Genomic DNA, 8907 nt, shown 5'->3' on the forward strand with positions numbered 1-8907 from the left:
TGGTTTTAGAAGGATTTGAGTCCCCATTCGAAAAAAAATTAAATTCAGATAATCGATGGGTTATTTTGGCAAACCTCATTCCATGGGACGAGATTTGTAATATTTATCGGAAAGCCATACCAAAAAGTACAACTGGCCGCCCTGGATTAAACCCAAGAATAGTTTTAGGTTCCATAATTATCAAACACTTATGTGATATTGATGACAGGGAAACGGTAAGTCAAATTTCCGAAAATATTTATATGCAATATTTCCTGGGATATTCAAGCTTCTCGGACGAAGCTCCATTCGATGCATCATTGTTTGTAGAGTTCCGCAAACAATTAGGAATGGATGTGATAAATGAAATCAACGAAAAAATTGTTGACTTAAAAACAAAATTAGAACAAAAAAATGCTCCCAAAGCAGAAAACAAAGACCAAGGGCCAGACGAGAAAAACAACAATAAAGGACAAGTAATAATGGATGCAACTGCTTGCCCACAGGACATTGCATACCCAACAGATTTGAATTTACTCCATGATGCAAGGGAGAAATCTGAGATGCTAATCGATAGGCTTTACAATAAAGAACTACATGAAAAAAAACCACGTTGCTATCGTGAAAAAGCAAGGAAATTATATCTCCATACGGCACAAAGAAAAAGCAAAACAGGTAAAATAATCAGGAAAGGTGTTGGAGAGCAACTCCGTTTTTTAAAACGAAACATTAAATTTTTACATAGTTTATTGGACAAATACGAGGCAATCCCTCTCGAAAAAAGCGAACTTAAATATTTATATGTGATCCAAACGCTTTTTGAACAACAGGAATTGATGTTCAAAACAAAAACCAAAACAGTTGAGCATAGGATTGTAAGTATTCATCAGCCCCATGTAAGGCCTATAGTAAGAGGAAAAAGTCAATCCAAAGTAGAGTTTGGGGCTAAGATCCATTGCTCATTGGTTGATGGAATTGTATTTTTAGACGAATTGAGCTGGGATGCTTTCAATGAAGGAAGCCATTTGATGGAGTATATAGAAATATACAAGAGAAGATTTGGGTTCTATCCAAAGGAACTTTTGGCAGACAAAATTTATTGTACACGAGCTAACCGGGCGGCTTTGAAAGAAAAAGAAATATTGCTGATTGCCAAACCCTTGGGACGTCCTAAATTGGCAGCGCAAATCGTAGTAAGTCCAGGAGAAAGAAATCCAATCGAAGGTAAATTTGGCCAAGCTAAAACAGGATATGGTTTAGACCGTATTAAAGCCAGGTTACAAAACACCAGCGAATCTTGGATTGCCAGCATCTTTTTGGTGCTCAACCTAGTCAAGTTGGCTGGGGTGGCACTCCCATGCTTTATATTTAAGATGTTAAAAAGTATAAAAGCAAATTTCATTGAAAAAAGCACCTTCAAAATCAATGTAATTGATTTAACAGGAAATTACACCTCAAGGCATAGGATTTTATGGGAATTTTAAAAAATAAGTTCTGTGAGTTTTTCAGCAGACCCTAAATAAACATTAAATAGACTGTAATCTAACTACATTTTTTTAGGTCATTTCTATAAATCCTTTATGTTTTTTTCTATATGCGATTTTCTAAAATAATAATTAAGAAAAAAAAGCATAAACTATTCTTTATAAATATTGCAGGAACTTTGGGTGGAAAAAAAATAGCTTTTTGACTTTTGCCGAGGGAGTTGGTCTGTGTGGTTGAGGCAAAAGGCAAAGTGCTATTTTGTGCGGTAGGGATTTCAATTTTTTTATTGCGGGGAGGAAAAAAACAAAGCACGAGGCGCGGGCCTGCTTCTGGTGTTGAAAGTAGTATAAAAGTTGCTCAATGAAAAAGGTTTACTGCCCCTGCTGACCCACTGGTCCGCAATGCTTACGGCTAACGGTTTTTGCATATACGCTGGTGGCGATTATCGCACCGAACCAAAAACCGTGAGCAGCAAAGTTAATAGAAATTCCAGGCTTTGCAATAGAGCACCTAGACCGCCACTGGCGGATATGCAATGTTATATGATGGCGTTTCCTGCCTTTCAAAACCCTCCTGTTGTTGCGGTTTGCATATAATTATTAGAACATTTTTTGGCTCTGTGGGTTGGGTGTTTTATCCTTTTTAAAAGGGGGGAGAAAAATTTAAAATTCTTCTTTTACCTGGGTGGGAAAGACAGAAGCTTATTTGCAATTTTTGGATTGTGAGATGGCTGGTGTGAATTGTAAATGTGCTTATGGCGGTGTGAAAGGGGATAAGCATTGGCTTTCTTGTTTAGTACTAATATTGGTCGAGGGATAGATTTTGTAAACCCAATTTTTAACTTTAATTAGAAAATAAATAGTTTAAGAATTATTGCTTTTTGCTAGATGTAAAGTCAAACTTAAATAAATCCTCCACAGGTAATTGAAGAGCATTGGCCAAATTAAAAACGGTACTTATTGTTGTATTGATTTTGCCTTTTTCAATCTTAGCTATTTGAGAATATTCTATGTCAGCCTGTTCTGCAAGCTTTTCCATTGACATACTTTTTTCTTTTCTTAGCTTTCTTATTTGTTCTCCAAAAGCAATAATGTATTCTTTATTTCTTGTAGTATTCACTTTGCGAAGGTGGAATTCTATTGTGTAATTTGTTAGGGCATATATGCCATAATTCAATATTTTGTATAAATTTGTTAAATAGTTATGAATTGAAAATGTCTAATGAATCACTATTGAATCAATATCAAGAAGCCATAAATCCTTATGGTAATTGGATTTGTCAATGGGTTGAATCATCTCAATGTAGTTTGAGAAAAGCAGAAAAAGAATTATTCTATCTTCTTAATGAATCAATGGATTTAAAAAGCATTGCTCTTTTTCTTAAAAAAAGTCTATCGCAAATAAAATATAAACTTTGGATTTTAGCTATAAAAATCCGGCAGGATTATCCATATTTCCGGAAATGGATTACTTCAAACCGTGAGGAAAATTTTCTCACAGCACATTTTGCTTCTTTTGAAATATCTTCAAGGCTTTATAACAAGCTTAACTCAACAGGTACTCGAAATTTAAAGGAGTTATTAGAGGAATATGAAGTAAAAGATCTACTAAAATTAAGAGGATTCGGTAAGAAAGGTTATTTTGAATTTATTACTTTGCTACACTATACAAATAGTGGAAATATCGATTTTGAGTTCTGAAAGGTAATACATTTACCTATTCACTTTAGTCAATTAATTATTACTCGGCAGTCTTTATTATACGCTGGGCATATAGGTGATTGGTGGGTCTTCTTGCCTTTTACACTCAACCAGTTCTACGCTTTGTAGTTTAATTTCTTTTGGCATAAAAAAATTGAAATCCCCCTACACACAAATAGAATCTTTTACTTTCTCCAAAACGGGCAGATTCTACACACCTAGGAACAAGTAAAAGAGAGCTGTTTTCTCCAACCCAAAGTTCCTGCATCATATATAAATAAAGGCTTATGCTTTTAAACTACTAATAATAATGGACAGTTTATAAAATAAAATATTATTTTCTTTGAATTTACTTTTAAAACTGATATTCAATGACTTATTACAATAATATGATTATTTACAAGTATTTTATTTATCTTTGAAAAACTATAGTTTATCTATTAATTTTTCTCGTTCATTTTTGAGTTACCCCAGTAAAGATCGATTTCCCCGATTTCATTTATTTTTTTTTATATTTTATCCTTAAAAGATTCATGTGTACATACATTTTGAAAGTTATGCGAAAGAAAACTACAATTGTTGTCTTATTGTTTTTAAGTGTTTTTGCTGTAAAATCCCAAACTTATACCATTCCTGGTGCTACAAAGCAGCCTGCATGGACATTTCCTATATGGATGGAAGATGGCAGCGGACAAAAAGATTCTGTTTACATTGGGTATGATCCTAATAGTAGCGGACATTTCGGAGGGAATTTTTGGATGGCCCCACCTTATAATGAAGGAGCGGCAGATACTTCTTTTGGAGAAAAATGGGTAAAAAGAGGGAGTGGATTTTATATTGAACTCCTTGAGAATCCCACCTTAGATTCAATATCAAAAGTCATTGTTACTCAATGGAATTTTTTGAATCTTAATATAAGATTAAACAACGGCATCTGGCCTATCACCATTAAATATGATGTGGGCTTATTTTATGCTGATACATTACCATTTACTGATACCATAAAACCGGAAGCGTATGCTGAATTTTATTGCAGTGATGTTTGGCCAGATTCTGATTTTAATTGCTTTACAAATGGCCCGACATATTATTTAACGGATTCTACCCATTACTATTTTGGAAGTAATTGGAGAGTAATGCCAGGTGGTTTTGTATTAACTGGTGATAATACAACAACTTCTCCCAATGGAATGGGAATTGACATAATATTCAAAGATTTTTATTCATTTTTTAATCAAGTAAAAGTTAAAGAAAACATTGGCAATAATTCTTTAAAGGTATTTCCAAATCCTGCGAATAATAATATTACAATTGAAGGTGCTACAGAAGGACCATATAATGTTGCAATTTTAGATTATTCAGGAAGAACTGTATTTTCAAAAAATAATCTCCCTAATAAAAGTTCAATACCTGTTTTTTATTTAGAAGCCGGACTTTATTTTATCAAAGTATCAACTTCAGAATCAGTAAATCTAATTAAACTAATAAAACAATAAATATGAAAAATTTCAATTTGATTATTTGCTTTTTTTTTATGTCTATAATTGCTAATGCTCAATTAAGAGAAATAAAGAATGGCGTTAGCATTCCTCCTAAAGGTGAGTTTAGGGCTTTTATTGTTTTTGTTGATATAGATTACTCACAATCGGTATGTCCTTGTGGTTTTGGATCAGGTGATGATTATGCTCCTACTTGGCCTGTTATTAATGGAGTTACTCAGGTCCCCACGGATGCTCATACTTATTTTAACCCAAATTTGATTAGTTTTCAAAGCAATCCCGCTTTTATTACTGACTATTTTTACCAAGCCTCTTTTGGCTCCTATAAACTTTTTGGTGACTATTATCCAAAAGTAATAAAGGTAAACTGCGATGAGGTTGATTTTGGGAATGGATTAAATCTCATTTTAGGTAAACTTCAACAAGAACCATTACAAAATGGCACTTTATATTCAGCAAGTGGTTTGCCACTGGCAGCATTTGATTCATGGACACCTACGGCTCAAGGATTCCAAAAATTAAATACAAGCGAAAAATAGTGTCAAATTCAATCCTATATTTAGATAATGTATTATTTACATCTACTACAGGTGCGAAAAATAATCATCATGGACTTCATGCCTCGGTTGATGTAACTCATCATATTCATAATTCCACTTTTGAATATGGGCGCTATGGAGCTTATTCCGTCTTAACTTTAAATCATGTCCATTCCAATTTTGCTGAAACAATTAAATTCACTAATTGTATTTTTCGCAATAATGATTATGGTTTAGTAACTGTTGGGCAAGGAGCACATATAGAAAACACTCAATTTTTAAATAATTCTAATACAGGCTGGTCTGCGCAGGGAATGACCATGCCATCTGAATTTAAAAATAGTAGCATTCTTAATAGTCCTACTGGGATTAATTACATAGCAGGTTCTACAGGGAATTTATTTATTAATTATTCCAATGTAACCAATACCTCAAGTAATGGAATAGTGTTTTTAGGCAATGCTTTATTAAGTGTTAATTGCAGTAATATTAATTCAACAAATAATAGTTCAAGCAAGGGAATATATTTAGGAGACGGAGCATCAATTAACATGAGTCCTTCACTATCTCCTCCATCTGGAAGATCTAGAGTGACAGGAAGGATTTCCATTCAAGGAGCAGAAGAAGCGCTAATTTCAAACCCTACTGAAAGAGTCAAAATAATTGGCGCAGCAAATGAATTATTTCTTGATCAGGGACAGAACAACCTTAGCCCACAAAGTTCCCAAGGCAAGGCCATCAATGGGAATTTTTACTTTGATGCTTGTCCTACAAGCCCAATTATTGCCAATTTTAACAGATGGAATTCTTCAAATACCAGTCCGGCAAATGGTATTGATTATCATGTTCGCTCACCAATGTGCATTAATACTACTATTTTTATAACAGATAATAATCCGGGAAGTATAGTATGTACAGCAATTGCCAGGCCTCGCCAATCTTTTTATAAGCCGCACGAAATGGCGGAAGCAAACCAAGGAGGCCCTAACTCAATTTTTAAAAAATTTGAAAGGGGATTAAACAAACTTGAAAGTAAAGATTACATTGACGCGATAAATGAGTTTAGAGATATATTATTTGCGAACATTCCTCAACCAACTCCACTTTCAAAAAAAGTAACAGAGCTTTCTTATAATTATATGCATTATGCTGTAGGAAAAGCTTATTCAGAGGGACTGATTAATAATACAGGTTCAGGAACTAATCAATATATGGCAAGTCTTTTAGCAATTGAGGATATTAGGATTAATAAAGCTATCCTTGATTCGGATATTAGTGCTGAATATACAGCGAAAATGGATAAAGCAAAATCACTGGTGTTAGCAGATAAAAGAACTGATGCATTACCTATTTTTTATGGGAATTATATAATTTCAGATTCAAGCAATTTTGAAGAACTTGATAGTTGGATTTGTATTATTAATAAAGAGCAGGATTTGATTGATGGAATTCTTGAATTAAAGGATTTTGCCGAAGCTTTAATTAACTGTCAAGAGCAAACCACTGTATTAAATAGAATTAATAATAGTAATGATCCTCAGGAAATAATGAGGATTTTTGAATCTAAAGGAAGATCAAAGAATTCCAATGAAGCAAAAACTTCAAATAATCCTGCTGCTTTTTTGGAAGAAACTACTGCTATTGCTAATATTCCAGTTTTTAAATTTTATCCAAACCCTACAAATGGCAAATTTACTATCGAATCTAAAAACATTCATAATATCAAAATCTTCAACCTAATTGGGGACCTTATCTATGAATATAAGCCTAATACAGAACAATCCTTGTTTGAAATAGATCTTTCTGCCCATGCTAAAGGGGTTTATATAATTAAAGTAAATGGAGAGAATTATATTGAAGTAAAAAAATTGGTTCATCAATAATTCATTAATAAGCTTTGCTTTTTAAGCTTAACTGCAAATAAAAAAAGGCTGCTTATAATTGTGAAAGCAGTCTTTTTTTATTTTGTTTTTCTGTTTTTTCATCATTAAAATTAGCTTTCTAAATACATTGCAGCCAATGTGCAGTTTTGTGTGCTGTGTATTTCAATTTTTTGGATGCATGAAGAAAAATTAAATTGCGAAGCATAGGACTGCCCCTGTATTTTAAAATTGCAGAAAGTTACTGAATGATTAAGGCAAGAAAGGCCACCAATCCCTTCTGTGACTAGTGAATAAAAGTCTGCCGCAGAACATTTCCTTCATACCGAAGGTGGGGCTGATTTGCAACTTTTCTGGATCCAGTGTTATGGCGCATTTTTTATTATTTTTCTTCGAACTATTCCTTGATTAGTTTCAACCTCTAATATATACATTCCATTATTTAAACTAGAAGTTAAAATTGATGAATTTTCTGTGGTAAATAATAAACTGCCATTTAGATCAAAAACTTTAATTCTACTAATTATAGTTTCATTTTCTGTTTCTATATTTAAATATGTAGAATTGGGATTGGGAAAAACTCTTATTTTGTTACTTAGCACAGTTGATTCAATTCCTGTTCCTAAACAATTAAACTCAAAATCATCAAACATCCATCCATCTTTATTAGTTTCTATATTGTCACTTGAGAATGTAAATCGAAATCTTACATAATTTAATGCATAACCTAAAATTTGGGATTTTGTCCATTCTTTCGTTCCTGAAAAACCAGGTTTATTTGAGTTGCTGGAAATAATACTTGAACTTTCATAAAAATTCTCTAACGTAAATTGAGGCGCATTGACTATGTTTGTCCAAGTGACGCCACCATCACTAGAAATCTCAACAATTCCCCCATCTGCCAGAGTATCTGAATTAATTTTATGCCAAAAGGAAATATGGGTTGCGTCATCGGAACGGATTACTAATTCAAAAGAGGATACATTATTAACTGGATAAGTATTTATTGTGTCTGTTAATAAAGCGAGTGGTGCAGAATAAGCTATGTCAAAGAATGATTTGGAAGGATTGCCTATTTGCCAAATGTTATTCAGTTGATTTGTGTCGACATAAAAATAATTAGAAGTGTCTCGGTCTTCAAAATTACTATTAGGTTGAGGAAAATTATAGGCAATTGAATATATAGTGTCTTGTCCAAAGGCAAAAAGCTTTACAAAACCTAATAAAATCAATGTCAGTAAACCTTTTTTCATAGCATAAATTTTAAATGCGTTATAACTAAGACTTATATTAACAAACTTAATGTTTATTTTAATCTTTATTAATAGAATAGTAATAAATTTCATAATGAGTTGTATCATCTAAAATACAAAGCAGAAACTTGTGGGTAGGCGGAAATGGCTCTTTTCCTTTTGCATTGTGTGATGGTTCGTGTGTATGGGCAAAAGTAAATGTGCCATTTCCTGCGCTGGCAATTTTAAATTTTGTGCGAGAGGTAAAAAGGATAAAGCACGAAGCGTTTGGTTGCTCTGTTTTTGAGAGTTTTACAAAAGGTGCTAAATGCTTCTGCCTAAAGGATTGCGGCCTATTCTGTCTCTCCGAAAACCATACGCTATCATATAACGGTATTTGCATATACGCAGGTGGCGATTATTGCACCGAACCAAAAACCGCGGGCAGCAAAATTAATAGAAATTAAAGGCTTTGCAATAGAGCACCTAGACCGCCACTTGAGGATATGCAATGTTGTGCGTAGTGCATTCATAAAGTCCACTCAATAAAACTCGTCAAAAATTATGGTCATAAAGTATTCCAACTAAGTAAT

The 8907-nt window shown here is 33.2% G+C and carries 6 protein-coding genes and 1 pseudogene; 5 read left to right on the forward strand and 2 right to left on the reverse strand.

What is annotated here, in order from left to right:
- Positions 1–1334 (forward strand): annotated as a pseudogene (locus H0V01_10365) (IS5 family transposase).
- 1000 nt (positions 1335–2334) lie between these two features.
- Here the strand turns inward: H0V01_10365 and H0V01_10370 are convergent.
- Entirely contained in the window at positions 2335–2583 is a 249-nt protein-coding gene (locus H0V01_10370) for a helix-turn-helix transcriptional regulator (GenBank protein ID MBA2583772.1), read from the reverse strand.
- Positions 2584–2678: 95 nt separating this feature from the next.
- Here H0V01_10370 and H0V01_10375 point away from each other — a divergent pair, with 95 nt between their 5' ends.
- The 4 genes from H0V01_10375 (at position 2679) to H0V01_10390 (ending at position 7085) form a co-directional block, all read left to right on the forward strand.
- The gene (locus tag H0V01_10375) at positions 2679–3164 is read left to right on the forward strand and encodes a hypothetical protein (GenBank protein MBA2583773.1); all 486 of its coding nucleotides are present in this window, start codon (positions 2679–2681) and stop codon (positions 3162–3164) included.
- Between the two features lie 557 nt (positions 3165–3721).
- The gene (locus tag H0V01_10380) at positions 3722–4660 is read left to right on the forward strand and encodes a T9SS type A sorting domain-containing protein (GenBank protein MBA2583774.1); all 939 of its coding nucleotides are present in this window, start codon (positions 3722–3724) and stop codon (positions 4658–4660) included.
- A gap of 2 nt (positions 4661–4662) precedes the next feature.
- Entirely contained in the window at positions 4663–5202 is a 540-nt protein-coding gene (locus H0V01_10385; protein ID MBA2583775.1) for a hypothetical protein, read from the forward strand.
- A complete protein-coding gene (locus H0V01_10390) occupies positions 5202–7085 on the forward strand; it encodes a T9SS type A sorting domain-containing protein (GenBank protein MBA2583776.1) in 1884 nt (627 codons plus the stop codon). The genes H0V01_10385 and H0V01_10390 overlap by 1 nt, the downstream gene beginning before the upstream one ends.
- Before the next feature lie 362 nt (positions 7086–7447).
- On the opposite strand, the gene H0V01_10395 is transcribed toward H0V01_10390, so the two are convergent.
- The gene (locus tag H0V01_10395; GenBank protein ID MBA2583777.1) at positions 7448–8335 is read right to left on the reverse strand and encodes a T9SS type A sorting domain-containing protein; all 888 of its coding nucleotides are present in this window, start codon (positions 8333–8335) and stop codon (positions 7448–7450) included.
- Positions 8336–8907: the final 572 nt, after the last annotated feature.

It is taken from the genome of Bacteroidota bacterium, from assembly GCA_013696965.1.
Lineage (GTDB): Bacteria > Bacteroidota > Bacteroidia > JACCXN01 > JACCXN01 > JACCXN01.

What these genes read in the sequence shown, in the direction of transcription:
- H0V01_10375 (MBA2583773.1), top strand. Translation starts at nt 2,679, where the DNA reads ATGTCTAATGAATCACTATTGAATCAATATCAAGAAGCCATAAATCCT.
- H0V01_10380 (MBA2583774.1), top strand. Translation starts at nt 3,722, where the DNA reads ATGCGAAAGAAAACTACAATTGTTGTCTTATTGTTTTTAAGTGTTTTT.
- H0V01_10385 (MBA2583775.1), top strand. Translation starts at nt 4,663, where the DNA reads ATGAAAAATTTCAATTTGATTATTTGCTTTTTTTTTATGTCTATAATT.
- H0V01_10395 (MBA2583777.1), bottom strand. Translation starts at nt 8,335, where the DNA reads ATGAAAAAAGGTTTACTGACATTGATTTTATTAGGTTTTGTAAAGCTT.